This is a genomic window from Erwinia sp. L03-1 (assembly GCF_058686115.1).
The window spans coordinates 2,819,004-2,843,856 of the sequence record NZ_CM178762.1 but is presented as its reverse complement, the minus strand read 5'-3'; the positions used below and the strand labels follow the sequence as shown (position 1 = coordinate 2,843,856).

The 24,853-nt window shown below is 53.5% G+C and carries 28 protein-coding genes and 2 tRNA genes; 12 read left to right on the top strand and 18 right to left on the bottom strand.

The features are described 5' to 3' along the window. Window positions 1-28 precede the first annotated feature (28 nt). Window positions 29-487 (bottom strand): methylglyoxal synthase, encoded by a 459-nt coding sequence (locus AC4PCC_RS13180; RefSeq protein ID WP_492124818.1) that lies wholly within the window; start codon window positions 485-487, stop codon window positions 29-31. 79 nt (window positions 488-566) lie between these two features. Next, on the bottom strand, window positions 567-1,211 hold the full coding sequence (locus tag AC4PCC_RS13175; protein ID WP_067702976.1) for a YccT family protein: 645 nt from the start codon (window positions 1,209-1,211) through the stop codon (window positions 567-569). 188 nt (window positions 1,212-1,399) lie between these two features. On the opposite strand from AC4PCC_RS13175, the gene AC4PCC_RS13170 reads away from it, so the two are divergent. Next, a complete protein-coding gene (locus AC4PCC_RS13170) occupies window positions 1,400-1,816 on the top strand; it encodes a CoA-binding protein (RefSeq protein ID WP_067702979.1) in 417 nt (138 codons plus the stop codon). 78 nt (window positions 1,817-1,894) lie between these two features. Here the strand turns inward: AC4PCC_RS13170 and hspQ are convergent, their stop codons facing one another. Both hspQ and rlmI read right to left on the bottom strand, forming a co-directional pair. Then, window positions 1,895-2,212, bottom strand: a complete 318-nt coding sequence (gene hspQ, locus AC4PCC_RS13165) for a heat shock protein HspQ (protein WP_067702981.1) — start codon at window positions 2,210-2,212, stop codon at window positions 1,895-1,897. A 60-nt stretch (window positions 2,213-2,272) separates the two neighbouring features. Then, on the bottom strand, window positions 2,273-3,463 hold the full coding sequence (gene rlmI, locus AC4PCC_RS13160; protein WP_492124817.1) for a 23S rRNA (cytosine(1962)-C(5))-methyltransferase RlmI: 1,191 nt from the start codon (window positions 3,461-3,463) through the stop codon (window positions 2,273-2,275). 86 nt (window positions 3,464-3,549) lie between these two features. Between rlmI and yccX the strand changes: the two genes are divergently transcribed. Then, on the top strand, window positions 3,550-3,828 hold the full coding sequence (yccX, locus tag AC4PCC_RS13155; protein WP_345831294.1) for an acylphosphatase: 279 nt from the start codon (window positions 3,550-3,552) through the stop codon (window positions 3,826-3,828). A gap of 49 nt (window positions 3,829-3,877) precedes the next feature. Here the strand turns inward: yccX and AC4PCC_RS13150 are convergent, their stop codons facing one another. Next, window positions 3,878-4,204, bottom strand: a complete 327-nt coding sequence (locus AC4PCC_RS13150) for a TusE/DsrC/DsvC family sulfur relay protein (RefSeq protein ID WP_492124816.1) — start codon at window positions 4,202-4,204, stop codon at window positions 3,878-3,880. Window positions 4,205-4,550: 346 nt separating this feature from the next. Here AC4PCC_RS13150 and AC4PCC_RS13145 point away from each other — a divergent pair. From AC4PCC_RS13145 to agp, 3 genes are all read left to right on the top strand, one after another. Continuing rightward, window positions 4,551-4,638 (top strand) — tRNA-Ser (locus AC4PCC_RS13145). A 299-nt stretch (window positions 4,639-4,937) separates the two neighbouring features. Beyond that, window positions 4,938-5,025 (top strand) — tRNA-Ser (locus AC4PCC_RS13140). Window positions 5,026-5,347: 322 nt separating this feature from the next. Beyond that, entirely contained in the window at window positions 5,348-7,114 is a 1,767-nt protein-coding gene (gene agp / locus AC4PCC_RS13135; RefSeq protein WP_492124815.1) for a bifunctional glucose-1-phosphatase/inositol phosphatase, read from the top strand. A 111-nt stretch (window positions 7,115-7,225) separates the two neighbouring features. On the opposite strand, the gene AC4PCC_RS13130 is transcribed toward agp, so the two are convergent. From AC4PCC_RS13130 to wrbA, 3 genes are all read right to left on the bottom strand, one after another. After that, on the bottom strand, window positions 7,226-8,602 hold the full coding sequence (locus AC4PCC_RS13130) for an NAD-dependent succinate-semialdehyde dehydrogenase (protein ID WP_492124814.1): 1,377 nt from the start codon (window positions 8,600-8,602) through the stop codon (window positions 7,226-7,228). 172 nt (window positions 8,603-8,774) lie between these two features. Beyond that, window positions 8,775-9,005 (bottom strand): YccJ family protein, encoded by a 231-nt coding sequence (locus AC4PCC_RS13125; RefSeq protein WP_067702997.1) that lies wholly within the window; start codon window positions 9,003-9,005, stop codon window positions 8,775-8,777. A gap of 22 nt (window positions 9,006-9,027) precedes the next feature. After that, window positions 9,028-9,627 carry an NAD(P)H:quinone oxidoreductase gene (wrbA, locus tag AC4PCC_RS13120; protein ID WP_067703001.1) on the bottom strand — a complete coding sequence of 200 codons (600 nt, stop codon included), beginning with the start codon at window positions 9,625-9,627 and terminating at the stop codon, window positions 9,028-9,030. A 442-nt stretch (window positions 9,628-10,069) separates the two neighbouring features. Between wrbA and AC4PCC_RS13115 the strand changes: the two genes are divergently transcribed. Continuing rightward, entirely contained in the window at window positions 10,070-10,258 is a 189-nt protein-coding gene (locus AC4PCC_RS13115) for a con-10 family general stress protein (RefSeq protein WP_067703003.1), read from the top strand. A 62-nt stretch (window positions 10,259-10,320) separates the two neighbouring features. Here the strand turns inward: AC4PCC_RS13115 and rutG are convergent, their stop codons facing one another. Genes rutG through rutA form a run of 7 tightly spaced genes read right to left on the bottom strand, consistent with a single transcriptional unit; the run spans window position 10,321 to window position 15,925 of the window. Next, window positions 10,321-11,649 carry a pyrimidine utilization transport protein G gene (gene rutG, locus AC4PCC_RS13110; RefSeq protein ID WP_492124813.1) on the bottom strand — a complete coding sequence of 443 codons (1,329 nt, stop codon included), beginning with the start codon at window positions 11,647-11,649 and terminating at the stop codon, window positions 10,321-10,323. A gap of 48 nt (window positions 11,650-11,697) precedes the next feature. Further along, window positions 11,698-12,222, bottom strand: coding sequence for an NADH-dependent FMN reductase RutF (rutF, locus tag AC4PCC_RS13105; protein WP_345831298.1), 525 nt, complete (start codon window positions 12,220-12,222; stop codon window positions 11,698-11,700). 45 nt (window positions 12,223-12,267) lie between these two features. After that, window positions 12,268-12,858: a malonic semialdehyde reductase gene (locus AC4PCC_RS13100; RefSeq protein ID WP_492124812.1), complete on the bottom strand. Its 591-nt coding sequence runs from the start codon at window positions 12,856-12,858 to the stop codon at window positions 12,268-12,270. A gap of 11 nt (window positions 12,859-12,869) precedes the next feature. Beyond that, complete coding sequence (rutD, locus tag AC4PCC_RS13095; protein WP_492124811.1) at window positions 12,870-13,667, bottom strand: pyrimidine utilization protein D; 798 nt, start codon at window positions 13,665-13,667, stop codon at window positions 12,870-12,872. Next, window positions 13,657-14,061: a pyrimidine utilization protein C gene (gene rutC, locus AC4PCC_RS13090; RefSeq protein ID WP_492124810.1), complete on the bottom strand. Its 405-nt coding sequence runs from the start codon at window positions 14,059-14,061 to the stop codon at window positions 13,657-13,659. The genes rutD and rutC overlap by 11 nt, the downstream gene beginning before the upstream one ends. A gap of 26 nt (window positions 14,062-14,087) precedes the next feature. Next, a complete protein-coding gene (gene rutB, locus AC4PCC_RS13085; RefSeq protein WP_492124809.1) occupies window positions 14,088-14,834 on the bottom strand; it encodes a pyrimidine utilization protein B in 747 nt (248 codons plus the stop codon). Beyond that, entirely contained in the window at window positions 14,834-15,925 is a 1,092-nt protein-coding gene (gene rutA, locus AC4PCC_RS13080) for a pyrimidine utilization protein A (RefSeq protein WP_492124808.1), read from the bottom strand. Before rutA ends, rutB begins: the two co-directional genes overlap by 1 nt. Before the next feature lie 301 nt (window positions 15,926-16,226). Between rutA and rutR the strand changes: the two genes are divergently transcribed. Further along, the gene (rutR, locus tag AC4PCC_RS13075; RefSeq protein WP_492124807.1) at window positions 16,227-16,874 is read left to right on the top strand and encodes an HTH-type transcriptional regulator RutR; all 648 of its coding nucleotides are present in this window, start codon (window positions 16,227-16,229) and stop codon (window positions 16,872-16,874) included. 30 nt (window positions 16,875-16,904) lie between these two features. Here rutR and cycA read toward each other — a convergent pair whose 3' ends face one another. Next, window positions 16,905-18,302, bottom strand: a complete 1,398-nt coding sequence (cycA, locus tag AC4PCC_RS13070) for a D-serine/D-alanine/glycine transporter (RefSeq protein WP_492124806.1) — start codon at window positions 18,300-18,302, stop codon at window positions 16,905-16,907. A 951-nt stretch (window positions 18,303-19,253) separates the two neighbouring features. On the opposite strand from cycA, the gene AC4PCC_RS13065 reads away from it, so the two are divergent. Together AC4PCC_RS13065 and AC4PCC_RS13060 are read left to right on the top strand one after the other, a co-directional pair. Then, window positions 19,254-19,976, top strand: a complete 723-nt coding sequence (locus AC4PCC_RS13065) for an autoinducer binding domain-containing protein (protein WP_492124805.1) — start codon at window positions 19,254-19,256, stop codon at window positions 19,974-19,976. A 129-nt stretch (window positions 19,977-20,105) separates the two neighbouring features. Next, the gene (locus AC4PCC_RS13060; RefSeq protein ID WP_492127521.1) at window positions 20,106-20,726 is read left to right on the top strand and encodes an autoinducer synthase; all 621 of its coding nucleotides are present in this window, start codon (window positions 20,106-20,108) and stop codon (window positions 20,724-20,726) included. Here the strand turns inward: AC4PCC_RS13060 and AC4PCC_RS13055 are convergent. Both AC4PCC_RS13055 and AC4PCC_RS13050 read right to left on the bottom strand, forming a co-directional pair. After that, window positions 20,723-21,061 (bottom strand): GlpM family protein, encoded by a 339-nt coding sequence (locus tag AC4PCC_RS13055; RefSeq protein WP_492124804.1) that lies wholly within the window; start codon window positions 21,059-21,061, stop codon window positions 20,723-20,725. The two genes, AC4PCC_RS13060 and AC4PCC_RS13055, sit on opposite strands and share 4 nt — an antisense overlap. Before the next feature lie 82 nt (window positions 21,062-21,143). Beyond that, on the bottom strand, window positions 21,144-21,368 hold the full coding sequence (locus AC4PCC_RS13050; protein WP_067703031.1) for a DUF2594 family protein: 225 nt from the start codon (window positions 21,366-21,368) through the stop codon (window positions 21,144-21,146). A 239-nt stretch (window positions 21,369-21,607) separates the two neighbouring features. On the opposite strand from AC4PCC_RS13050, the gene uvrY reads away from it, so the two are divergent. The 3 genes from uvrY to pgsA all read left to right on the top strand — a co-directional run bounded on the left by uvrY (window position 21,608) and on the right by pgsA (window position 24,712). After that, the gene (gene uvrY, locus AC4PCC_RS13045; RefSeq protein WP_067703034.1) at window positions 21,608-22,267 is read left to right on the top strand and encodes a UvrY/SirA/GacA family response regulator transcription factor; all 660 of its coding nucleotides are present in this window, start codon (window positions 21,608-21,610) and stop codon (window positions 22,265-22,267) included. Then, on the top strand, window positions 22,260-24,092 hold the full coding sequence (uvrC, locus tag AC4PCC_RS13040) for an excinuclease ABC subunit UvrC (protein WP_492124803.1): 1,833 nt from the start codon (window positions 22,260-22,262) through the stop codon (window positions 24,090-24,092). Before uvrY ends, uvrC begins: the two co-directional genes overlap by 8 nt. Window positions 24,093-24,163: 71 nt before the next feature. Then, window positions 24,164-24,712 (top strand): CDP-diacylglycerol--glycerol-3-phosphate 3-phosphatidyltransferase, encoded by a 549-nt coding sequence (gene pgsA, locus AC4PCC_RS13035; protein ID WP_067703040.1) that lies wholly within the window; start codon window positions 24,164-24,166, stop codon window positions 24,710-24,712. Window positions 24,713-24,853: the final 141 nt, after the last annotated feature.

The following is a 24,853-nucleotide window of genomic DNA, read 5'->3' as shown; positions in this document are numbered from 1 at the left end:
GCGGCTACGATGGGCCGCTGCAACACAATCAGTCCAGGCGTTCCTGCAGATAGCGCTGGTAGTCGGGGATGATAATCTCGACCGGCCCGGTAAATAGGGGCGAATGGATAATGAAATCAGCCGTTGCGCGATTCGTCGCTACCGGAATATTCCATACGGTCGCCAGGCGCAGTAATGCTTTTACATCCGGATCGTGGGGGACGGCGTTTAACGGATCCCAGAAGAAAAAAAGCACGTCGATTTTAAGTTCTGCAATCAGTGCGCCAACCTGTTGATCGCCGCCCATTGGTCCGCTAAGCATCGCCGTTACCGGAAGTCCGGTCGCGCGCTGCACCAGGTTACCCGTAGTGCCGGTAGCGTACAGCGTGTGTGCGCTGAGTATCTCTTTATGGATACCGACCCACTCCATCAGCGACGTTTTACAGTGGTCATGCGCGACCAGCGCAATATGTTTTTTTTCCTGAATAGTGCGAGTGGTTTGTTCCATGCCGGTTTCCTGGTTTCACAACAATAGGTGAGGGAGATAACCCTGTACCTGCCGATTTTAAGCGGCAGGGCAGCATACATCAACTGGTACGCAGTGCCTGCATGAGGACCATAAATCGCTGACGCGTAGCAGAGTCAACCTGCTGATACCAGAGATAGAGCAGCCGTCCACCGGGATGTTGACTGCTGGCGAGATCGTCCGGACTTTCGCTAGCCGCTGCGCCCGGCTTTGGCTGACGGGCAAAACGCGCGACCGACGCGACGTTCCCTTTCAAATTGTAGATAACCATCGCCTGTTCAAAATCCATACTGCCCGCCGTGTTCAAGCGGTCGCGCTGACTCTCAATCAGTACCCCCTTTTCATCGACCAGCTGAAAATCTGCATTTTTGTCAAAAGCCTTCCTTAAAGGATGGCTGGTCAGAAGGGGGAGTTTGATAGTGACCGAACGGGCATGCACCGTGTTGAAGGTGACGATCATCGGGGCCGAGAGCCACATCTCATTTTGCTGTGGCCCTTTTTGCAGATTTTTTTCGACTCGAAACAAAAACTGGTGCTGACCGCGTTCCAGTTCAAGGCCCTCGGCACCTTTTAATAACGAACCCGATATTTTATGACCATCAAGAACCAACAGATCGATATCAGGCGAAAGCTTCAGGGTGGTGGCCTGCGTGCTTATCGCAACCAGCATCGCCAGTAGCCCTGTCAGGGACAGACGCAGCTTCATTCTTTCTCCAGCCGGCGGGAATGCGAGTACAGTGAATGTATCAAAGTCTTTCATTATGGCACAGCATTAACATTTTTACATACTCTTAGTGCGGTTTAGTCCAGCCAGTACGCAATAAACCGGCCCAGTCATTAACGAAGTACTCAGAAGGGCATAAAATAAGAGGATTAAATAATGAGGAGGATGCTATGCAGGATAAAATGATTGCGGAGATTTTAGGCGGTACGCAGCATATTGCGCTGGTGGGTGCGAGTGATAAACCCGCGCGTGCCAGCTATGGAGTCATGTCCTATCTGTTATCTCAGGGCTATAAAGTGACGCCGGTCAGTCCAAAACTTGAGGGGAAGGTTCTGCTGGGCCAAAAGGCTTATGCATCGCTTGAAGACATTCCCGAACCGGTAGACATGGTGGATGTTTTTCGCAATTCGGAAGCCGCTTACGGTGTGGCGCAGGAGGCGATTGCCATTGGGGCGAAATCGCTCTGGCTCCAGCTCGGGGTGATCAACGAGCAGGCTGCGGTGCTGGCAGAGAGTGCTGGCCTGAAGGTGGTGATGGATCGCTGCCCCAAAATTGAAATACCGCGCCTCGGCCTGGAAAAAGCGTAACAGGAGCCGCGTCCGGCTGGAAAAAATAAAAGCCCGCAGCACGGGCTTTTAAGGGGAGTAATGGTCTCTGCACGACAGTTAATTTCTCAGGCGCGGTGCCTGGAGCTGCTGGCGTATAGAGGCGGCCAGCTCGTCCATGGAGGGCTGTTCGGGGTGATCGCCGGGCAGCGCCCATGAGAGCTGCGCCTCAGCGAGATAGGTGTGTACCGTTTCCCCCTCTTCATTTTCCATGACGACATGGTACCAGGGCGCATGCCGAAGCGAGCCGCTGGTGGTGGTATCATCGACCTCCTGATCCTCCAGAGAGTATTCGGGGTCGACATCAACTACCACGCCTAAGAATCCATGCAGCTGATGCCGCACCTGCTGACCGAGTCCAAATTTGCTGGCAATCATCGTAATCTCCTGAGAAACATGCCCTGTTAATAACATGGGGGCAGGGGCGATGTTTTCAAGTCACAGTACGTGGCAGGCAAAACCCTTCAGATACATTCCTTCCGGGTAGCTGGCAATCACCGGATGGTCGGCGGCCTGACGGAACTGCTCGATAAACTGAACGTCACGCTGCGCATCAAGCGCGGCATCGGCGATAATTTTCTGAAATAAATCAGTCGGCATCAGTCCCGAGCAGGAGAAGGTGAGCAACATGCCGCCGGGGTTCAACAGCTGCATGGCCAGCATATTGATATCTTTATACCCCCGACAGGCACCCGCAAGCTGATTTTTGTTTTCAACAAATTTCGGGGGATCCATTACGATAAGATCAAATTTCTCTCCCTCATCGCGATAGCGCCTGAGCAGCTTGAAAACGTCATCACGCAGGAATTCGGCTTTTGACACGTCAAGGCCGTTGAGTTCGATGTTCTGACGGGCCACGTCCAGCGCACCCTGTGAGGTATCCACGCTAATGACCTGCTTACAGCCTCCCAGCAGCGCTGAAACCGCGAAACCTCCGGTATAGGAGAAGCAGTTGAGCACGCGGCGATCCTTTGCGTAGCTCCGCGTCGCGAGGCGGCTGTCGCGCTGATCGAGATAGTAGCCCGTTTTATGGCCGGTCTGGATATCAACCAGCAGCTTCATACCGTGTTCAGTGATCGGCAGCAGGTCGGGAGGCGTGTCGCCCAGCACCGTACCCTGCGTCAGAGGCAGACCCTCTTTTTTACGCACGCTAACGTCGGAACGATCGTAGATAGCACTGCTGGGGTAGCAGATTTGTAACGCGGAAATCAGGGCAGCACGCTGGTATTCAGCCCCGGCTGAAAGCAGCTGAAGCACCAGGAAGTGGCCAAAACGATCGATGGTGACACCCGGTAAACCATCGGACTCGCCCGCAATCAGGCGGTAGCTGTCCAGATTATCGCGTGCAGCAAGCCAGTCACGCAGCTGCTGAGCGGCGTTAAGGCGACGGACAAAAAAGTCGACATCAATGACTTCGTCCTGCTGCCAGCTCCATACGCGGGCGCGGATTTGTGACGAGGGTGACCAGGCCGCGCGGGCCAGCCATTTCCCCTGGCTGTCACAGACATCGATGGTTTCGCCCGACTGGGCTTTTCCTTCCATTTTGGCTATCGCGCCGGAAAAAACCCAGGGGTGACGACGGAGCAGTGACTTTTCACGCCCTTTGGCAAGAATTAAACGAACACTCATATTTGCTATGCTTACAGTCAGAAAAACAGCGTTTATTGTCCGGTGCCAGCCGGGAAAATGCAATCTGCGTCTTTACGGGAGGGAATATGGCGATAGTGTGTACACGAGCCTGGGTTCATGGCCTGGTACAGGGGGTAGGTTTCCGATACAGCACCCAGCGTGAAGCGAAGGCGCTTGGCCTGAAAGGATATGCAAAGAATCTGGATGACGGCAGCGTTGAGGTGGTTGCATGGGGAGAAGAAGAACGGGTTGAGGCGTTGTTGACCTGGTTAAGAGCAGGGGGCCCTCGCAGCGCACGCGTGGATAAGGTGCTCGCTGAACCCTGCCCGCCGGGCGACGAACCGGGCGGTTTTACGACAAATTAGTCATTACGCGCCTGCGGACGCGGGTGTGAATATTGCACGCCTGTGGATATCAAAGGCATCTGGCGGGTTTTGGCAGGCCCGCTATTTTAGTGGCCTGTTTTGCCGGACCCTGAGGGAAAAGGCGGAAGAGATAACGGCTGTTGCCCTTTTCTTCACCGTACTCTTTCGCCATCGCTTTCACCAACATACGGACGGCAGGGGAGGTGTTGAACTCCAGATAGAAGCTGCGCACCAGCCGAATAACCTGCCAGTGGGCCTCAGTGAGTACAATCGCCTCCTCAGCGGCAAGCAGGGGCGCTAACGCCTCATGCCAGTCACTCGTCGATTTCAGATACCCCTGCGCATCGCGCTCAATTTCTTTACCTTCAAAAAACACCCTGTAACCTCTCTCTGGTTGATCGGCGGCCAGTGTAGCAAATTTTCCGGGTAAAAAATAAAGCCCGGGGCGCGATGTAAAGGGGTTTAGCTTCGCTGCCCGCTGCCCGCTGCCCGCTGCCCGCTGCCCGCCACATGATGTCTGGAAAGAGATCTGAATTCTGGCCGTCAGATATATTGAAGGGTTCACAGGGGAGGACGCGAGCCGCCAGCACGATTAATTGCTGGTTTAGTGCGCACTCTGGCGGTTTTAGCGGCAAATGAAAAGCGAATGACTGTTTTTAAAGCAACTGGATTAAAACCTGCTTTACATCGACAAGGCGGATGTTTATAGTGCGCGTCATTGCGGAGGGGTGGCCGAGTGGCTGAAGGCACCGGTCTTGAAAACCGGCGACGGGAAACCGTTCGAGAGTTCGAATCTCTCCTCCTCCGCCATCAAATTTAACGGGTCAGCGAAAGCTGGCCCGTTTTGCGTTTATAACCGCATACCTTATTGATGCCAGACTCCAGACTCCAGACTCCAGACTCCAGACTCCAGACTCCAGACTCCAGACTCCAGACTCCAGACTCCAGACTCCCGTATTCCCCCTCATTTTAAAATTAATTGCATAAAAGCGCATAATTTCAACAAAATACGAAAAAAAAGCTTGGCAAGCTCGGTAACAATCCCTATACTGCGCCCCATCAGTTGCTCAGGACGTTTTCTTAAACCGAATGAGTAAAGGATAAAGTGCGGAGGGGTGGCCGAGTGGCTGAAGGCACCGGTCTTGAAAACCGGCGACGGGAAACCGTTCGAGAGTTCGAATCTCTCCTCCTCCGCCATCAAATTCGACGGGTCAGCGTAAGCTGGCCCGTTTTGCTTTTATCTCCCTGCGCCATCCGGTGAAGCCCACATTCCGTTCTGCACTTCATTATCCTCCCGAAATGATTAGAGCATTCCTAAAACATCTTGTATCTTTTCAATCTCCTGATGCGTCTTAAGCGTAAAAGCGATAGTCTGCTATAAACTCAACACGGTTAACGAATGCCCATGCCTGCCTGTGTTCTGGTGGGTGCCACTGCGAGTGACGTCTGCGCTGTTGGCGTTTTCAACCGCATCGCCTTAAACGGCTGGGCTAAACACCCTTGAATTGATGGAAAAAACATGATTAAAAAATTTAGTCTCTGCGCGTTAGCAGTTTGCTCGGCACTTACCGGGGTGTCAGCCTTTGCAGCTGACGGTGACTACCAGCTTGAACAAGTCCTGATGATGAGCCGCCATAATCTTCGCGCGCCGCTGGCCGATAACGGCAGCGTACTGGCGCAGGCAACCAAAAAAGCCTGGCCAAAGTGGGACGTTGCTGGTGGTCAGCTCACCACCAGGGGCGGCGTGCTGGAAGTGTATATGGGGCGCTACACCCGTGAATGGCTGGCGCAGCAGGGCCTGGTGAAGGATGGCGAGTGCCCGGCAAGCGATGATATCTACGCCTATGCCAACAGCCTACAGCGAACCGTCGCGACGGCACAATTTTTTACTACCGGCGCCTTCCCTGGCTGCGATATTCCTGTCACTCACCAGGATGCGATGGGTGAGATGGATCCGGTATTCAACCCGATCATTACCGACGGCAGTGATACCTTTAATAAGCAGGCGCTGACCGCGATGAATAGCGCAGGCGATAAGCTGGCGCTTAAGCCCGCCTTCCAGCGTCTGGAAAAGATCATTGATTATAAAAATTCACCGGCCTGTCGTGATAAAAAGCAGTGTGACCTCGCTAGCGACAACCAGAATAAATTTACCGCTGAAAATGGTAAAGAGCCGGGCGTCTCCGGGCCGCTGAAAGTCGGAAACTCTCTGGTCGATGCTTTTACCCTGCAATATTATGAAGGCCTGCCGCTGGATCAAATTGCCTGGGGACAGATCAAAACGCCTGAACAGTGGAAAGAGCTGTCGGCCATCAAGAATGCCTATCAGGATACGCTCTTTACATCACCTGAAGTCGCTCGTGATGTAGCCGCTCCGCTGGTGGACTACATTCGCAGTATGCTGGTGGATGAAGATAAGGCGAGTGCGCCTAAGGTCACGCTGCTGGTGGGGCACGACTCCAACATCGCGTCTTTGCTGACCGCCCTGGATTTCAAACCCTATACGCTGCCCGGTCAAAACGAGCGCACGCCGATTGGTGGGATGATTCAGTTCCAGCGCTGGCATGATAAGAAAAATAATCAGGAACTGGTGAAGGTGGAATACGTTTACCAGACCAGCGATCAGTTGCGTAATGTCACCCCGCTCTCGCTGGACACGCCACCCCAGCGTGTGACGTTGCAGATGAACGGCTGTACGACGGATGCTAATGGCTTCTGTCCATGGGATCAGTTTACTCAGGTCCTGAATAAAGCCATTCAGGGAACGCCAATGGCAGCCAGCGCTGCCCAGTTGGCCGCCGCTCCCGCCGCCCCAGCAGACAAAGCCGAAGCGGATAAGGCTGCCGCCGATAAAGCGGCTGGCGAAAAAGCAGCTGGCGATAAGTCAGCGGGCGATAAGTCAGCCAGCGATAAAGCCGCTGTGACAAAATCTGCTCCTGCGAAAGCCTCTGCTGAAAAAGCAGCTAAAGAGGGTGCAGCAGGTGACAAGCCTGGTAAGGATAACCTGACGTCTGACCGCGCCGCCGCCGATAAAGCGGCTGAGGATAAGCGCGCCGCAGATAAGATTGAGAAGGCGAAGGCCAGCGAGAAAGCAAAAGCCGATCAAAAGGTTAAGGCTGACGAGAAAGCCAGTGCCGATCAGAAAGCCAAGGCTGATGATAAAGCCAGTGCCGATCAGAAAGCCAAAACTGATGACAAAGCTAAGGCGGATGATAAAAATAACGCGGCACCATCAGATGCCGTTACGCCAGCGCAGCCAGTGCCACAGACTGATAAAGCGTCCTGATTCACAGTTAATGGCGTAAAAAAAGGCCGACGATGTCGGCCTTTTCTCTGTCTGTCAGTCTGTCGTCTGTCAGCGGGGCGGGATGCCAGTTCGACACGCTGACATTAACGGTCAGTCAGCGCTGACGACAACCAGCTTCTGATTCACAAACTCTTTAATTCCCAGATCGGACAGTTCACGCCCAAAGCCAGAACGCTTCACGCCGCCAAAGGGAAGCTCAGCAGAAGTATCGGTAGCGGAGTTGATATACACCATGCCGGTTTCAATCTGCGAGGCCAGCTTCTTACCGCGTTCGATATCACGGGTAAATACTGCACCGCCCAGGCCATAGTGTGAGTCATTCGCCAGCTTCACTACTTCCTCATCATCTTTTACGACATAAACCTGCGCCACCGGGCCAAAGAACTCCTCGAACCAGGCAGGATTATCACGCGTAATGCCAGAGAGAATAGTTGGCTCGAAGAAACAGCCTTTGCCATCTACTGCCTTGCCGCCCACGTGCAGTTTGGCCCCTTTTGCTACCGCTTCATCCACCTGTTTCACCAGGGTGTCGCGCGCAGAAGAAGAAGACAGAGGGCCAAGCGTGGTGCTTTCGTCCAGCGGATCGCCGATTTTAACGTCACGGAATGCCTGAGTGAATTTTTCAAAGAAAGCGTCAGCTACTTTCTCCTGAACGATAAAGCGTTTTGCAGCAGTACATACCTGACCACAGTTATTCAGACGCGCACCGACACCTGCCTTAATCGCTTTATCAAGATCGCAGTCATCAAGCACCACAAAGACATCATTACCGCCCAGCTCAAGGGTGGTTTTCTTCAGGTATTTACCTGCCTGTTCGGCAACGGCACTGCCTGCACGTTCTGAACCGGTTAGCGCGGCACCCTGCACGCGGTCATCGGCAATCAGCTCTGCCACCTGATCGCTGCTAATAAACAGATTTGTCCAGACGCCCTCAGGCGCGCCCGCTTCGTTAACCAGCTGTTCAAACAGAGAAGCACAGTGAGGCACGTTTGAAGCATGCTTAAGCAGTACAGGGTTACCTGCGGCCAGGTTAGGGGCCAGCACGCGCATCAGCTGATAAAACGGGAAGTTCCACGGTTCAACGGCCACCAGCACGCCAATCGGGTGATTTTCAACCCAGGCTTCGCCCAGCTCACTGGGATAACGCACCGGCGCAAGAAAGCGTTCAGCATTTTCAGCATAATAGCGGGCAATCTGCGCACACAGCTGGACTTCGCTGCGGCTCTGACCAATGAGTTTGCCCATCTCGACGCTTGCCGCTTTGGCCAGCTCTTCAACGCGGCCTTCAATCAGTTCTGCAAGCTTCTTCAGCACCTGCAGACGCGGCTGGATGGGGCCTTTCGACCAGTTGGAATGGTAGAGATCGTCGGCGGTAGATAATGCCTGCTCGACCTGATCGGCACTGTGGGCGGGCCAGGTTTTGATAAGTTCGTTACTGGTGGGATTAATTGTCTGATAAGACGACATATTGCGCTCCTTTACGAATAAGCTGCCTGGCTCTCAGGCCTGAAATGTGGATTAAGCGTAGTCGAAAGAACACTAATTTCACAACGTTATCAGTTGACAGAAAAAGCCGGAATATTCCGCTTTAATGCAGCAAAAAGGGCGGTAAAACCCGCCCCGGGATGATTTAATGACGTTATACGTTTTTTCTTTCGACGGTTTTGTTGTCCCAGGTGAGGACGTCTTTATCGGTTTTTTCAAAGGCGCGAAGTAAAACATCATCGCTCCCCTGTTGCTCCCAAATCTCCTCGGCCAGCTTTTCGTCGTAGTTAGCCACTTCGAATATGGCTTCAGCAATCTCCGGAGAGGTTGCGCGCAGGCTTGCCCATTCTCCAACGTGATGTTCTTTCGATTGTTGCGTTGCCATGTTTACTCTCCTGTGAAGTGTGTTATCCGTTCAGCTTAACGGCCAGTCCGGCGACGTATTCGCCCTGAAAACGCGCTATATTCAGCTCGGTTTCGCTGGGCTGGCGGGAGCCGTCCCCGCCCGCAAGGGTGGTTGCGCCGTAGGGGGTACCACCACGCACCTGTGAAATATCAAAGAGTTCTTTCGCCGCATACCCAATCGGCACGATAACCATGCCGTGATGAGCGAGGGTGGTCCAGGTAGAGGAAATAGTGTGTTCCTGACCACCACCGGTACCTGTGGATGCAAAAACGCTGCCTAATTTGCCGTGCAGAGCACCCGACGCCCAGAGGCCGCCCGTTCTGTCAAGAAAGGTGCGCATCTGTCCCGTCATGTTGCCGAAGCGTGTCGGCGTACCAAAGAGAATGGCATCGTAATTTACAAGCTCATCGGGGGTGGCAATAGCAGCAGACTGCTGCGTTTTGCCGCCAGCCTGAGCAAAGTGTTCGTCATCCATCGTTTCAGGTACGCGACGTATAGTCACTTCGGCACCGCTGACGCGTTTTGCCCCTTCGGCAACCGCATTTGCCATGGTCTCAATATGTCCATACATCGAGTAGTAAAGCACCAGTATTTTGGCCATTGACTCCCTCCTTGATAAAATTAAAGGCACTTGCCGGGCGGCTTAAGCCGGGCCAGCCTGTAAAAGAACCGGAAAGCTTGCCAGCGTACTCACAACAAACTTCCTTTCTTATCTTCAATGAATTGTCAGGGAATAAGTATAGAAGAGGATCACAGTTTTGCTGGGATTTGCTTGTTTCAGGCACCCGGCGAAGAGGTTTGTGTCATCACGGGGAACTAATACATTAGACTATTTTATACTATTTGCTGGCGCTGATTAATAATTGCGTCGTAATTAATTTATCTTAAATCTCACCATTGAGTATAAATATTCGCCAACTTTACCCGGTAATCTATGCTTAATAACGCGGCGGCAGCAAATAAACGTCGTCGTCCCTGGGCAGCTTTCAGCCGGGTGAAATAATCAACGCAGTATGATGGCTTAACTATAGCGGAGGTAAAAGATGGCAGAGCATCGTGGTGGATCGGGAAATTTCGCTGAAGACCGTAAACGCGCATCAGAAGCAGGCCGTAAAGGAGGGAAAGCCAGCGGGGGTAATTTTAAGAATGACCCTAAACGTGCCTCCGAGGCGGGCGAGAAGGGAGGCCGCAACAGTCACGGTAATCGGGCAAAAGCTGATGACGCGTCGTAATCGGCAATGATCCAGCGTGCAGACCCCGTCAGGCCGCCGGGTTCACCCGGCGGCGATAACCTTTAGTGCTCCGGTTCAACCGCCGGGCTGTCAGCCAGTGACGCCTTACGTTGATGATTTAACAGGGCATTAAGCAAAATAGCGCCAAAGGTCGCGGTACCGATACCGCCGAGGGTAAAGCTTCCAATCCGCAGTGAGAAGTCCCCCGCACCGGCCACCAGCGTGACGGCAGCCATGATCAGATTGCCGTTCTGACCCAGGTCGACGCCATTTTGTACCCAAATTCTTGCGCCCGCGACCGCAATAAGTCCGAAGACCACGATTGACGCTCCACCGATCACCGGGCCTGGGATAGTGTGGATCAGTGCGCCAAACTTAGGTGAAAACCCGAGCAAAATGGCAATCACTGCCGCAGCCACAAAGACCAGCGTCGAATAGACCCGGGTCACAGCCATCACGCCAATATTCTCGGCATATGTCGTGACTCCGCTGCCGCCGGATGCCCCTGAAAGCAAGGTTGCCAGACCGTCACCCACAAAGGCCCGCCCCATCCAGGGATCCATGTTTTTACCCGTCATCCCCGCCACCGCTTTAATATGCCCAAGATTTTCTGCTACCAGAATCACCGCCACCGGTGCTATCAAAAATATGGCATGGCTGTCGAATGAGGGGGCCGTCGTGGCAGGCAGACCAAACCAGGGGGCATTCTCGATCAGAGAGAAGTTTACCGGTTGCCCAAGCCCCAGGCCGTTGGTTAACAGCATATCAATCGCACAGGCAGCAATCAGACCGACCAGAATCAGCAGCCGCTGCACCATACCCCGGGTAAAAACGGCGACAGCGCCAATGCAAACCAGCGTGATCACCGCCATCCAGCTATCAAACTGGGAAGCAGACACGCTGCGAATCGCAATGGGCGCCAGATTCAGCCCGATGGCCATCACTACCGCGCCGGTGACCACCGGCGGCATCATCTTTTCGATCCAGCGCGTACCCGTTTTCATCACCACCAGGCCAATCACGGTATAAATCAGGCCGCAGGCCATAACGCCCCCCAGCGCCACGCTAAGGTGGGGGTTAATTCCCTGTCCCGTAAACCCGGTGACGGTAATGACCACCCCGACAAAAGCCGCGCTGGAACCCAGGTAGCTGGGAACGCGGCCCCCGGTGACCAGGAAGAACAGTAGCGTCCCCACGCCCGACATCAGCACGCAGAGATTGGGGTCAAGCCCCATTAATAGCGGCATCAGTACCGTCGCACCAAACATGGCGACCGCGTGCTGAAGTCCCATGATTATCGTCTGACCCAGCGGTAGCGTTTCATCCGGGGCTACCACCCCCTGCGCCGACGCGGAATGTTTCTGCCATTTTGGAAACCAGGAAGCTGCCATCGTTTTCTCCAGTAGAGTGAATAGTGCCGTGACCGCCGGGCGCAGGGATCAGACGAGCTGTCGCCGTAAAGGGTGATAGCGCCGATCGAAGTAGATCAGACCGTGCGTATCATCATTTGAGATCAGCGCCTGAACTTCGCAGATCAAAATGTCATGGGTGCTGACATTCATGACCTGAGAGACGCGACAGTCGAAAGAGGCGACGGCACCGGTGAGGATCGGCGAACCCGTTATCAACGTGGTCCAGTCGGCGGCGATAAAGCGCTCTTCCATCGGCGTTTTACCACCAAACAGGGTAGAGAGATCTTCATGATCGGAGGCCAGCGTATTGATGCAGAGCTGCTGATTTTTTCTAAAAATCTCATAGACCGAGGCGGAACGGTTCAGGCAGACCAACAGCGTTGGAGGCGTATCGGTCACGCTGCAGACCGCCGAGGCGGTAAAGCCCGCCCGGCCAGCCGGACCATCGGTGGTGATAATATTGACCGCAGCCCCAAGGCGGGACATGGCATTGCGGAAATCCTGTTTTTCAACCCCGCTGATAGCGGCTGTTACGGGCGTAGCCAGAGTCATATTGTTTCCTTTATTCACAGGGAGAGCGATGGTGATGTTCTGCTATCACTCCAGGGTACAGGCGGTAGCGAAATCCAGCCGCGGCAGACGGGGATAAACACTGTCCGGGTCGCCGTAGCCGATGTTGATCAGCAGGTTACTTTTCCAGCCACTCTCTGCGAAGAAGGCCGCATCCACCGCCTCGCGGTCAAAGCCGGACATGGGACCGGTATCCAGGCCGCTCGCTCTGCATGCCGCGATTAAATAGGCCGCCTGCATTGAGCTGTTGCGAAAGGCGGTCTCCACGGCAAGTTCAGGACTGCTGGTGAACCAGGCGCGGGCATCCGCATAAGGAAAGAGTTCCGGCAGCCGGTTATAGAAAAGCGGATCCCAGGCAACAATGGCCGTGACCGGTGCGGTCATGGTTTTTTCGAGGTTGCCGCTGGACAGCGCAGGTTTAAGGCGTGCTTTACCGGCCTCGCTGCGAATAAAGGAAAATCTTGCTGGGCCACAGTTAGCCGAGGTTGGGCCCATCTTCACCAGGTCGTAAATCGCCCGGATCTCCTCGTCGCTGACGGGGCGATCCTGCCAGCCGTTACAGGTGCGGGCGGCGGTGAACAGCGTTTCTAATACCATCGTATTCAGCTTCTCTGCCATCGTGGCTCCGGTTATGCGTTTACATCGTGAGTCGGTCTTTCCTGCAGCCAGTTCAGCAGCAGCAGATTGAATTCATCGCGGGCGGTAACGCTCATGGCATGACCTCCCCAGGGCATTTTGACCACGCTTGCGTGGGGGAGCGCCTGCTCCAGCTTCTGCGAACAGGTCCAGGGCACCAGCAGATCGTCCTGTGAACAGATAAGCAGCACGGGCTGGGTAACAGACCGCGCCTGCATCGTAAAATCACAGGCCATCAGGGCGTGCAGGCGGCGCAGAAGATTGTCGCGGCCCTGAAAATGCGCCACGTGCAGCGCATCCTCCGCCTCAATGCGCGCCTGGTTCTCCGACAGCCAGTCGGCAGGATAGAGGAACAGCGGCTGGGCCTGGACAAAGCTCTCCACACCCGCCCTGAGCAGCAGAGTCTGACGGACGTCAAAGCAGCGGCGGGTATGGGCATCCAGCCGAAGCCAGCCGTTAACAATGACCAGTCCCTGCACCCGATCGGGAAAGTCGAGCGCCATCTGCATGCCGATTGCGCCGCCAAGCGCATGACCGATAACCTCATAGCGTTCAACGCCTTTTTCAGCCAGGGCCTGCGCAAGTTCTGCCGCCATATCCTTTATGCTGTAGCCTTCTGGTAGCGTATCGGCACTGCGCCCCGTGCCACGCTGGTCATACACAGCAACCTGATAGTCACTCGATAACGCAGCCATTTGCGGGCGCCAGAAGCTCCCTAAACCGCCGAGTCCGGCAGAGAGAACCAGCGTCCTGACGCCGGCATGCGCCGGCCCGGTCAGTTCAATATGCATGCCTGTCTCCGCCTCCGATATGCGCCACGCTGGAGATTTCAATCAGCGCATCCGGCTTGACCAGCCCGCACTGGATGCAGAACCGTGCCGGTTTCTCGCCGGGAAAGTAGTCGGCATAAACCTGATTGACTGCCGCATAGTTGCTCCAGTCGGTAATAAAGATGGAGTTGAAGGTGACGTCATTCAGCGTCCCTCCGGCGGTTTCAATCACGCTTTTTATGCTCTCCAGAACGTGACGCGTCTGGGCAGCGGCATCGCCGATGTGCACCACGTTGTTATCTTTATCAAACGGCAGCGTGCCGGAGACATAGACGATGCCGTCGGCCAGCGTACCTGGCACAAAAGGGGCGATCGGATTGCCGCTACCCGGCGGGGTGATAATGGTTTTTGGCATGTGGGGTGCTCCTTTATCGGGCGAATTTACGCCGACTGTTCTACTGAAAGCGTTTCAGGCTGAAGCGCGGAGCAGAAAGCGTTGACATCCGACACCCAGCCAAAAAAAGTTTCTATATTGAAAAGCGCTGCCTGCTGGGCAAAGGCAGGCCCGGCCTGGTGAGTGGCGTCCGCCAGCACAATGCCGAAATACTCCAGAAAGAAGCCGTCGCGCAGCGTGGCTTCAACGCAGACATTGGTCGCTATCCCGGTAAAGACCAGATGGCGGATACCGCGGCTGCGTAACATGCTGTCGAGCGACGTATTGAAAAAGCCGCTGTAGCGGGACTTAGGCAGCACAATGTCATCCGGCTGGGGCTGGAGCCGATCGACCAGCGCATAATCCCAGCCGCCTTTAGCGAGCAGCTTACCTTCCAGTTCGGGACGCGAACGCATCGTTTTAAGCGCGTTAGACTTGTGCCAGTTTGGCGAGCCGGGGCCACCTGCCTCCACATAGCGGTCATCCCAGCCGTTTTGAAACCAGATAATCTGGATACCCGCGTCACGGGCGGCTTTCACGGCGATATTGATATTTTCTATTACCGGGCGCGTGCCGGAGACGTCAAAGCCAGCGAGGTCCAGATAGCCCCCTTCGGTGGCATAGGCATTTTGCATATCCACCACAATCAGCGCAGTCTGGCCGGGAGGGAAAACGATGGACTCCGGGCGTGCCTTAAGGGTGATGTTATCGAGGTTTGAGGCGGTAGTGCAGACGACCGTTTCTGAACTGTTCATTATGCCACCTCCTGCGTAGCGTTAAGCAGGGCGTGACGACAGGTCATGAGCGGCTGGATACGCTGACCAAAGTTTTCAATTCCCTGAAGGAAGTCATCAAAGGTCAGCAGCACGCCCTCTGTGCCTTCAACCGCCGCCACTTCATCCAGCATACGCGCCACATGGGCATAAGAACCGACCAGCGTGCCCATATTGATGTTGACTGCCGAGGTAGGATCGGCCATTTGGCGTACGTTGGTATCGCTGCCGGAACGTTTGTCCTGCTGACTTTGCGTCGTTAACCAGGCGAGCGCGTCCTCATCGGCACCGGCTTTATAGTGCTCCCATTTCGCGCGCGCGGCCTCGTCGGTTTCATCGGCAATGATCATAAAAAGGACATAAGAACCGACATCCCGGCCTTCTTTATCCGCAGCAGATTTCATGCGTGCTGCGGTGGGGGCAAAGGCTGCGGGCGTATTGACGCCTTTACCAAAGCAGAAATTATAATCTGCATGCTTTGCCGAAAAAGCCATTCCGGCATCGCTCTGACCGGCGCAGATCACCTTCATGGGTTTTTGCGGCTGTGGGCTGAGTCGACAATCGTTCATGGTGAAAAACTCCCCCTTCAGGTCGGATTTACCGTTCCCCCAGAGATCGCGCAGCACCGACACATACTCGGTCAGATAGTCATAGCGTTTTGAGAAGTATTCATCGCCGGGCCAGAGTCCCATCTGATCGTATTCCGGTTTTTGCCAGCCGGTTACCAGATTGACGCCAAAGCGGCCATTGGAAATGGAGTCGATTGTTGAAGCCATGCGTGCCACGATAGCTGGCGGCAGGGTTAGCGTGGCCGCAGTAGCGTAAATTTCGATGCGTGAGGTCACGGCCGCCAGGCCAGCCATCAGGGTAAATGACTCAAGGTTATGGTCCCAAAACTCGGTTTTACCGCCAAAGCCGCGCAGCTTAATCATCGATAGCGCGAAGTCAAAATGATAATGCTCCGCCTTAAGCACAATCTCTTTGTTCAGCTCAAAGGTGGGTTTGTACTGGGGGGCATGAGTTGAAATCAGCCAGCCGTTATTGCCGATAGGGATAAATACGCCAACTTTCATAAAGATACCTCGTATTTTGCATAAAGGATGTTGTACGCGCTGCGGTGCATCCTGCAGTTCCCGTTTCGGCGGCGCATACTGATGAAGTAGCAAAGGCTGTGCCAGGTTAGTAATACGCTATATATTCAGCAGGTTGAGAAATTTTGTTAAAGTAAAGTAGAGTGTTTGGTCCGAAATGGACCATTTGGTAAAAAGAATGTGCACAGAAAACAGGCAGGTCTGTTCCATGTCGGTGCAGGCCACCTGTTTTTTCCGGTGAGGGCGGTCCAGGCTGGCCTGCGAAACAGATGATGGAGTCACGGTGAATTCAACAGATAAATTACCGCTTAAAACGGCTACGCGTCGTTCCAAAGCGGTGGCCGCGAAGCGCACGGCGATTGTAAATGCGGCACTGGCGCTCTTTTCTCAGTTTGGGCTACACGGAACAACGCTGGATAAAGTGGCGGAGGGGGCGGACGTGTCGAAAACTAATCTGCTTTACTATTACCCCTCAAAAGAGGCGCTTTATATTGCCGTGCTGAAGGATATTCTCGACGTCTGGCTGGCACCCCTTCGTGCCCTCAACAATGAGCAGCAACCACTGGAAGCGATTCGCGATTATATTCGTCTCAAGCTCGAGGTTTCCCGCGATCATCCCCAGGCATCGAGGCTGTTCTGTATGGAGATGCTGCAGGGGGCGCCATTGTTAAAAGGCGAGCTTGAAAGTTCACTCCGGGCGCTGGTGGAGGAGAAGTCGTCGGTGATTGATGAGTGGATCCGACAGGGCAGACTGGCACCCGTTCAGCCGGATCACCTGATCTTTATGCTATGGGCGGTCACGCAGCACTACGCGGATTTCGCCACTCAGGTAGAGGCCGTCACCGGCAGGACCTTAAATGATGAGAGTTTTTTCAGGCAGACGCTGGAAAACGTGCAGCGGATGGTGATTGAAGGCATTCGGGTACGCTAACCGGCGGGCCTGTTCGGCCCGCCGCTAACATCAGCTGGGCCTGCGGCGCTGGCGAAGCCACCAGCCAATAGCCAGCAAAATAAACCACACCGGGGTCACCATAAGCGCTTGCCGTGTATCCTCCTGAAGCGTAAGCAGGACGAGAACAAACGCAAAAAAGGCCAGGCAAACCCAGCACATTACCTTGCCAAGGGGCATCTTATAGATGGACTCTGCGTGCAGCTGCGGTCGCTTTTTGCGGTAGACCAGGTACGAGCAGAGAATAATGCTCCAGACAAACATAAACAGAATGGCCGACACGGTGGTGACCAGCGTAAAGACTTTCATCACGTTGGGGATCAGGTAAATCAGCGCCACGCCGCCCAGCAGACAAAAGCAGGAGAAGAACAGACCGGCAGTCGGCACCGCACGGCGTGACAGTCTGCCGAAACTGCGATGCGCGGCTCCCTGTTGTGCCAGGCCGTAAAGCATACGGCTGGTGGAGAAAATACCGCTGTTAGCCGAGGAGGCCGCCGAGGTCAGCACAACGAAATTAACGATACTGGCCGCAGCGGGCAGACCGATAAGCATAAACATTTCCACAAACGGACTGCGATCGGCGACGACCTTATCCCACGGCGTGACCGCCATAATGACTACCAGCGACAGCACATAAAACATAATAATGCGCAGTGGAATGGCGTTGATGGCCCTTGGCAGCACCCGTTCAGGGTCCTGCGTTTCTGCCGCTGCGGTACCCACCAGTTCAATGCCGACAAAGGCGAAAATCGCTATCTGAAAGCCAGCAAAAAAGCCGCTCAGGCCTTTAGGAAACATCCCGCCGCGATCCCAGAGGTGTGTCAACGAGGCCGTTCCGCCGCCGGGGGAAGGGTAGTGCATGGCAATGAGTACGATGCCGGTAACGATCAATGCAACAATGGCGACAATTTTGATAATCGCGAACCAGAACTCCATTTCACCAAACAGTTTGACCGTCGCGATATTGAGCGACAGGAAAACGAAGATACAGAGCAGGGCGCTCATCCAGATTGAAAAGTCCGGGAACCAGAGCTGAAAATAGGCGCTGATCGCGACCACATCCGCAATTCCGGTCACCACCCAGCAGAACCAGTACGTCCATCCGGTAAAAAAGCCCGCCCAGGGCCCGAGCAGATCTGCTGCGAAGTCGCTAAAGGATTTGTACTCTAAATTGGAGAGCAGCAGTTCGCCCATGGCGCGCATCACGAAAAACAGCATAAAGCCGATGATCATATACACGAAAATGATCGACGGACCCGCCAAACTGATGGTTTTACCGGAGCCCATAAACAGGCCCGTGCCGATGGCACCGCCGATGGCAATGAGCTGGATATGTCTGTTGTTGAGGTTACGCCGGAGCTCGCCCGGCGCCTCTGATGCCTGGGGCGCGTCTTTAGATTGGTCAACCATAACGAAGTTATTGTCCTTTAGTGATGTTGTCTGAGCTCTGTGGGCTCTTAGTGGGTCGTTTAAACAGCGAATGCAGCACTACCTTAAGGTAACTCAGCTTCAGGTCGCTAATATTTTTTCATCGCGGTCAACCACGTACTGGATTCAGGGAAGCTGAATTCCGGCCTGACCTGCGTTTTGGGGCGCAAAGCTTAACGTAAAAGCGACCCGGATACAGGGAAAGTTCAGTTAAGCCCCTCCCAACTGCGCAAAAACGAAACGACACCGCTAATCCCGTGTCGCAGCTTACTGTGCTGCAGCATCTGTTCGTGACTGACTGGCTGGAAGATAGCTCGCGATGACCACCCGCGAAACGGAAAGGGCACAGCCGCCATTGTTAACGGTCAGGGAAGGTGACAAAATTTCACTATAAATTAACCTTCGATATCATTAAGGCAGGGTAACGCGCCTGAGAGAGCGCTAACTGTATAGCTATTATTAAGTAAAATTAATATTATATTACCATTGGAGTAAAAGCCAAATTAGCCATTTTTTAGTATTTAATCTATTTATATCAGGCAATTAAAAACGTGTTTTTTGCTTTTATTACGCTTTCATCCGCGTTAACCATGAGTAAAAATAAAAAATTTTATATTAATTTTTGGTTTATGGCTGGGTCAAAATTATTGAATGTTTCCAGGAAAAATCCTATTCTAGGCGGGATGGCAGGTTTTTGAAAACAGGTTGGCAAGCTGAACAGCTCGGGTAGAGTGAAAGACTGCAAGGTCTTTGCCGGTCAATAATCCAGCGAAGCGCGCTGCATAAAAATGTTCATTCCGGGGTTATTATCACAGTTGTGGTTTTTATGGGATTGCAATGCGGTCTTGCTCTTTTTTATTCATTTTTTTACCCCATATTACTGTAAATAACCGGAGCAGGAGGGGATAGCGACTCTCCTCCGATGAGGCATTAATGATTGGCAGTAACTATTTTAGCTGGCGTAATGAAATGCGAGCAGCTCTGGATGATGTTAGCGATGCCGCCGAAATAATGTGCGTCATTGAGCAGCAGGCGATTAAGCTGGGACTTAAGTTTTACGCGTTGTATATCCGACATCCCATACCTTTTACCCGACCCAAGACCTTTATTTATAGTAATTATCCCAGGAAGTGGGTCAGGCTATATGAGAATGAGGATTTTGCGGCCATAGACCCCGTCATCAATTACTGCAAGGTGCCGGGGAAAATATTTTTATGGAACGATCGTGTCAGCTGCGGAGATAGCAGAGTACTGATGACCGCGCGGGAGTACGGGATTTGCTCAGGTTTTTCCTGTTCCACCATGGCACTAAACAGAGCCACAGGGATATTATCTATGGCTTCGCATGAACCTGTTGAAAAAATAAGATTAGTGCAGGAAGATCAGCTAAAGCTCCAGCATTTAGTGGTCCTGGTGCTTGAAGCGTTACAGCGTGTAAAAGATATTTCGATGTCGGTTATGAACATGGAATTAAGCCAGCGTGAGCTGGAGATTCTAAAATGGACGGCAGAGGGTAAAACTTCAGCGGAAATATCCCTCATACTCTGTATTTCGGAAAATACCGTTAACTTTCATCAAAAAAATATGCAAAAAAGGTTCAATGCACCTAACCGAACCCAGGTGGCCTCCTACGCGGCTGCGATGGGATTAATCTGAGGGGTAATACAACTACTAAATTTGGTAGTTTCGAATTGCTAATAGGTTGTCTACCCTGCGCTCAGGGTAACAACCCTGAGCGGGCCGTCAGGAGCGGCATCCACGAGGGAATGCGTCAGGGGAATAATGATGAAAATTATACAAACAAAACTTAAGGACATGCCTTCCTCCTTACTGGTTGAATTGGGAAGCTACCGCTACAGCGTTTTTGCCAGGGGGGAAGGGTGGTCGATTCCATCACGACTCAGTACGCCAGGTCAGGAGTACGATCGCTTTGACCGCTCAGACGTGACATGGCTGATTGCCTGGACGGCTCAGCATGGCATTTGTGGCTGCGCACGACTGATGGAGTGGCATGAGCCAGAGGCCAGTCTGGCCTCGGAGAATCGAAGCAGTAAAAATCAGCTGCCTGCGTGGGAAATGTCGCGCTTCTCAGCCCGACTGGAAATCGATTCAGAGCTACCGCTGAGTATTTTGTGGCACTGCGTCCAGCTGGCAGAACAGTCAGGGATCCGCTTTCTCTACAGTGCGGCAACGCCGATGCTGGAGCATATGTTCGAAAAAAATCAGGTGGTCTATGAGCCACTGACGGCGGGTGTGATTCAGTCTGAAGACAACCTTTTCGCCGTACGCATTCCCGTGCAGCAGCCCCACCTTGCGGAGAAGTTTCGCGGCGCGCGGCGCTTCAGCCCGGAGGAAGTACTGCCCACGCTGGGCGTTTCCGTTAGCTGGGGTTCCAGGGGGCGCTAGCCCTGGAATTTTGCCCACAGCGAAATCAGCACGCCGGCAGCCACGCACCAGCACAACACGCCGCTGCCTAACGCCACAGGCAGCCGCATGACTCCCACAAAGTACCAAAGGGAAAGCAGATAGATAAAGTAGGGAATAATCGCCCACATGCCAAATATCAGGGTAGTGCGCAATGCCTGAACACCACGTTCACTGCCCACGATATAATGTGCAATCAGCGCAAAGGTAGGAAAAAGAGGCAGGAGCCCTGCAATATAATAGCTGCGCGTTTTAGACAGGATGCCGATCAGCACCACGACCAGCGCACCCAAAAACGCCTTAAAGAGTAAGCCCATTGTTTCCTGTATTCTCTGTGGAAAAAACCCACAATCTAACATTCGTGGGCGAAAATCAATGGGCTGAGAATAGGATTATCCGTTACTGGCGATAAGCCTGCTTGATCTGCTTAATCGTGCCGCTGAACACTTCAGCCTGCTCTTCATCGGTTAACTGATTAATGTACCTTTCCATATTGATAATGACTTTACCGGCATCAGCCTGGCCCATACCCTTTAACATAAATGTCACCAGTGCTTTCATACATGCCACTTCTTTGGCCAGAGTTTCAGTTTCTTCGCTGGTTGAAAAGTCTGTATTGCTCATGATTTTTCCTTATAAGTCATCTCAACTTCACCGGCCCGACAGCTGCCGCTGGTACTGTAAACTGGTAACAAGTATACCACAGAAGAAACGCCCGCGATCGCCTCGGGGAGCGGACCGCCGTAAATTTCATCCGCGGGATATGTCAATTTTTTCTGTTCTATCGGGGGTTAAAAGAGGTAAGATCGTCCATCGGAAAATCCCTAAATGCCGTAGCTGATATCCCCTTTTGGAGAGAACCCTTGATAAGCGTTCTGCTTGTAGATGACCATGAACTTGTCCGCGCGGGCATCCGCCGCATACTGGAAGACATCAAAGGTTTTCAGGTGGTGGGTGAATCCAACTGTGGCGAAGATGCGGTGAAATGGTGCCGTGTAAACAGCGTAGATATCGTGCTAATGGACATGAATATGCCTGGCATCGGCGGTCTTGAAGCCACACGTAAAATCGTGCGCTACAATCCCGATATCAAAATTATCATGCTCACTATTCATACCGAAAACCCTCTGCCCGCGCGAGTCATGCAGGCCGGGGCAGCGGGCTATCTGAGTAAAGGTGCGGCCCCTCAGGAAGTGGTCAATGCTATTCGTTCCGTCAATGCCGGGCAGCGCTATATCGCCTCTGATATTGCCCAGCAGATGGCGTTAAGCCAGATTGAACCGCAGAAAACGGATTCCCCCTTCGATAGTTTGTCGGAACGTGAATTACAGATTATGCTGATGATCACACGGGGTCAAAAAGTGGCAGATATTTCAGAGCAGCTGAGCCTGAGCCCCAAAACAGTTAACAGCTACCGCTACCGGATGTTCAGTAAGCTCAACATCAGCGGTGACGTAGAGTTAACGCACCTGGCCATTCGCCATGGCCTGTTTAATCCGGAGTCGTTGATCAGTAGTGAATGATGTATTTGATGCTAAAACCTTCCTGAAGTCTGTGACCAGCCAGCCAGGCGTCTACCGTATGTATGATGCAGGCGAAACGGTTATCTATGTCGGAAAAGCCAAAGATCTTAAAAAGCGTCTCTCCAGCTACTTTCGCGGCAACCTCGGGAGCCGTAAAACGGAAGCTCTGGTTGACAGCATTCGTCAGATTGATGTCACGGTAACGCACACAGAAACCGAGGCGTTACTTCTCGAACATAACTACATTAAGCTGTATCAGCCTCGCTACAACGTGCTGCTGCGGGATGATAAGTCTTACCCCTATATTTTCCTCAGTGCGGATGCCCATCCACGTCTGGCCAGTCATCGCGGTGCAAAACATGCGAAAGGTGAATACTTCGGCCCTTTCCCTAATGGTTACGCGGTGCGTGAAACCCTCTCGCTGCTACAGAAAATATTCCCGGTCAGGCAGTGTGAAAACAACGTCTACCGCAATCGCTCCCGTCCCTGCCTGCAATATCAAATCGGACGCTGCCTGGGGCCGTGCGTGGCAGGCCTGGTGTCGGAAGAGGAATACGCGCAGCAAATTTCCTGGGTGCGGCTCTTTTTATCCGGTAAGGACGATCAGGTTCTTAATCAGCTGGTCGGACGGATGGAGCAGGCCAGCCGCTCCCTCAAATTTGAGGAAGCGGGGCGGCTACGCGACCAGATTCAGGCGGTGCGACGCGTCACCGAAAAGCAGTTCGTCTCCAATAATGGCGACGATCTGGATGTTATCGGCGTGGCTTTTGACTCGGGTATGGCCTGCCTGCACGTCCTCTTTATCCGCCAGGGTAAGGTTCTGGGCAGCCGCAGCTATTTTCCGAAAATACCCGGCGGCACCGAGCTGGCCGAAGTGGTGCAGACATTTGTTGGACAGTTTTATTTGCAGGGGAGCCAGGCCCGCACGCTCCCTTCCGATATCCTGCTGGACTTCACCCTGCCTGAAAAGGATCTGCTGGCCGAGTCGCTGACCACCCTTGCCGGACGGCGGGTGACCATCCAAAGTCGTCCGCGAGGCGATCGTGCCCGCTACCTGAAGCTGGCGCGCACTAACGCCAGCACCGCATTGGTCAGCCGCCTCTCGCAGCAGTCGACGATTCATCAGCGGCTTCACGCGCTGGCGACGGTGCTTAAGCTGCCGGAAATTAACCGCATGGAGTGCTTTGATATCAGCCACACCATGGGCGAACAGACCATTGCCTCCTGCGTGGTTTTTGACAGCAATGGTCCGCTGCGTGCGGAATACCGCCGCTACAATATTACGGGCATCACACCGGGCGATGATTACGCGGCAATGAATCAGGTGCTGCGTCGGCGATACGGTAAAGCCATTGAAGAGAATAAAATCCCGGACGTGATCCTTATCGACGGCGGCAAGGGTCAGCTAGGACAGGCCAAAACGGTTTTCGCGGAGCTGGATGTGGAGTGGGATAAGAGAAAGCCAATTCTGCTGGGGATTGCCAAGGGAACCGATCGTAAGGCCGGGCTGGAAACGCTGTTCTTCGAGCCAGAAGGCGAGGGGTTCTCTCTGCCTCCTGACTCTCCGGCGCTGCACGTGCTTCAGCATATACGTGACGATTCTCACAATCATGCCATCACCGGGCATCGTAACAAGCGTGCTAAGGTCAAAAATACCAGCGCACTGGAAACGATTGAAGGTATTGGCCCGAAACGCCGCCAGCAGCTGCTGAAATACATGGGCGGCCTCCAGCCGTTGATGAATGCGTCGGTGGACGAAATCGCCAGGGTGCCGGGGATTTCGCAGTTACTGGCGGAGAAAATCTTTTATTCGCTGAAACACTAAGCATTGCAACGGTCCGGGCAATGTAGGAACATAGGGACAAATTCTACCCTGCCCAGACAGTTAGCGTACCTATGCATTTTAACATTCCGACCTTACTTACTCTGTTTCGTGTCGTTTTGATTCCGTTCTTTGTGTTGGCATTCTACCTGCCATTTCAATGGGCTCCGCTGGCTTGCGCGCTTATTTTTATCGTGGCGGCCATCACTGACTGGTTCGATGGCTACCTTGCCCGACGCCTGAAACAGACCACTCGCTTTGGCGCGTTCCTCGATCCCGTGGCGGATAAAGTGATGGTGGCAATTGCCCTGGTGCTGGTTGCCGAACACTTTCACGCCTGGTGGGTTACGCTGCCCGCAGCAACGATGATCGCACGTGAAATTATCATCTCTGCCCTGCGCGAATGGATGGCAGAAATAGGCAAACGCAGTAGCGTGGCCGTTTCATGGATCGGTAAAGTCAAAACCACCGCCCAGATGCTCTCTCTCTTTGCGCTGCTCTGGCGCTATGACAGCACCGTTATTGGCATTGGCGTGGTCGCGTTGTATATCGCTGCGGTGCTGACTTTTTGGTCGATGTTCCAGTATCTCAACGCTGCGCGCGGTGATTTGTTCGAACGGTGATCGATACGATTTAAAAAGCAGCAAACGGATAAAATATGAGGATAATTTTATTGACTCATTTCTCCAGGTCAGTAGAATGCAACGCATCGAAAGGCAGTCAGGCTGCCAGAAGATAAAATAAATCAGCATGTTCTGTGAAGC

Excerpts from the sequence above, each read along its gene's own strand:
- yccX (WP_345831294.1), top strand. The coding sequence starts at position 3,550 with ATGGCGATAGTGTGTACACGAGCCTGGGTTCATGGCCTGGTACAGGGG.
- agp (WP_492124815.1), top strand. The coding sequence starts at position 5,348 with ATGATTAAAAAATTTAGTCTCTGCGCGTTAGCAGTTTGCTCGGCACTT.
- rlmI (WP_492124817.1), bottom strand. The coding sequence starts at position 3,463 with ATGAGTGTTCGTTTAATTCTTGCCAAAGGGCGTGAAAAGTCACTGCTC.
- rutF (WP_345831298.1), bottom strand. The coding sequence starts at position 12,222 with ATGACTCTGGCTACGCCCGTAACAGCCGCTATCAGCGGGGTTGAAAAA.
- AC4PCC_RS13100 (WP_492124812.1), bottom strand. The coding sequence starts at position 12,858 with ATGGCAGAGAAGCTGAATACGATGGTATTAGAAACGCTGTTCACCGCC.
- AC4PCC_RS13125 (WP_067702997.1), bottom strand. The coding sequence starts at position 9,005 with ATGGCAACGCAACAATCGAAAGAACATCACGTTGGAGAATGGGCAAGC.
- rutD (WP_492124811.1), bottom strand. The coding sequence starts at position 13,667 with ATGCATATTGAACTGACCGGGCCGGCGCATGCCGGCGTCAGGACGCTG.
- AC4PCC_RS13055 (WP_492124804.1), bottom strand. The coding sequence starts at position 21,061 with ATGGGCTTACTCTTTAAGGCGTTTTTGGGTGCGCTGGTCGTGGTGCTG.
- AC4PCC_RS13130 (WP_492124814.1), bottom strand. The coding sequence starts at position 8,602 with ATGTCGTCTTATCAGACAATTAATCCCACCAGTAACGAACTTATCAAA.
- rutG (WP_492124813.1), bottom strand. The coding sequence starts at position 11,649 with ATGGCAGCTTCCTGGTTTCCAAAATGGCAGAAACATTCCGCGTCGGCG.
- hspQ (WP_067702981.1), bottom strand. The coding sequence starts at position 2,212 with ATGATTGCCAGCAAATTTGGACTCGGTCAGCAGGTGCGGCATCAGCTG.
- AC4PCC_RS13175 (WP_067702976.1), bottom strand. The coding sequence starts at position 1,211 with ATGAAGCTGCGTCTGTCCCTGACAGGGCTACTGGCGATGCTGGTTGCG.
- AC4PCC_RS13060 (WP_492127521.1), top strand. The coding sequence starts at position 20,106 with ATGAAAATTATACAAACAAAACTTAAGGACATGCCTTCCTCCTTACTG.
- AC4PCC_RS13115 (WP_067703003.1), top strand. The coding sequence starts at position 10,070 with ATGGCAGAGCATCGTGGTGGATCGGGAAATTTCGCTGAAGACCGTAAA.
- rutB (WP_492124809.1), bottom strand. The coding sequence starts at position 14,834 with ATGAACAGTTCAGAAACGGTCGTCTGCACTACCGCCTCAAACCTCGAT.
- pgsA (WP_067703040.1), top strand. The coding sequence starts at position 24,164 with ATGCATTTTAACATTCCGACCTTACTTACTCTGTTTCGTGTCGTTTTG.
- AC4PCC_RS13065 (WP_492124805.1), top strand. The coding sequence starts at position 19,254 with ATGATTGGCAGTAACTATTTTAGCTGGCGTAATGAAATGCGAGCAGCT.
- wrbA (WP_067703001.1), bottom strand. The coding sequence starts at position 9,627 with ATGGCCAAAATACTGGTGCTTTACTACTCGATGTATGGACATATTGAG.
- AC4PCC_RS13180 (WP_492124818.1), bottom strand. The coding sequence starts at position 487 with ATGGAACAAACCACTCGCACTATTCAGGAAAAAAAACATATTGCGCTG.
- AC4PCC_RS13170 (WP_067702979.1), top strand. The coding sequence starts at position 1,400 with ATGCAGGATAAAATGATTGCGGAGATTTTAGGCGGTACGCAGCATATT.
- rutC (WP_492124810.1), bottom strand. The coding sequence starts at position 14,061 with ATGCCAAAAACCATTATCACCCCGCCGGGTAGCGGCAATCCGATCGCC.
- cycA (WP_492124806.1), bottom strand. The coding sequence starts at position 18,302 with ATGGTTGACCAATCTAAAGACGCGCCCCAGGCATCAGAGGCGCCGGGC.
- rutA (WP_492124808.1), bottom strand. The coding sequence starts at position 15,925 with ATGAAAGTTGGCGTATTTATCCCTATCGGCAATAACGGCTGGCTGATT.
- AC4PCC_RS13050 (WP_067703031.1), bottom strand. The coding sequence starts at position 21,368 with ATGAGCAATACAGACTTTTCAACCAGCGAAGAAACTGAAACTCTGGCC.